Origin of the sequence: Achromobacter sp. SIMBA_011 (assembly GCF_046535435.1) — a bacterium.
In the GTDB taxonomy this organism is placed as follows: domain Bacteria; phylum Pseudomonadota; class Gammaproteobacteria; order Burkholderiales; family Burkholderiaceae_B; genus Achromobacter; species Achromobacter dolens.
The window spans coordinates 1-329 of the sequence record NZ_JAWRWN010000187.1; the positions used below are offsets into that span (position 1 = coordinate 1).

Here is a 329-nt window from a genome sequence, read left to right on the forward strand (position 1 = left end):
GCGAAAACACGCCCGCCGCCGCGATCTTCGCGCCCGACAGCAGCGCGGTCGCGCCGCCGCCGACGACCAGCCCATGCGCGCCGGCGCCGGTGGTCGAGACGGTGGTGCCGTCGGCGGCCAGCGTCGCATCGGCGCCGGCCACGACGATGCCGCGCGCGTTTTCGCCCGCGGTGCGCACGACGCTCGCCGCATCGGTCGCGATGCGCGTGCCCGCGCCCGTCGACGAGATGCCGTCGGCGCCGTTGCCGGTCGTGCCGATCTGCGTGCCCGACAGCACGATCGTCGTGTTGGTACCGAGGTTGTCGATGCCGGCGCCGCCGCCGCCCATG

The 329-nt window shown here is 75.7% G+C and carries 1 protein-coding gene; it reads right to left on the bottom strand.

What is annotated here, in order from left to right; genetic code table 11:
* The coding region (locus tag SB816_RS30505; protein ID WP_410548054.1) for a hypothetical protein at positions 1-329 on the bottom strand (329 nt) is incomplete at both ends.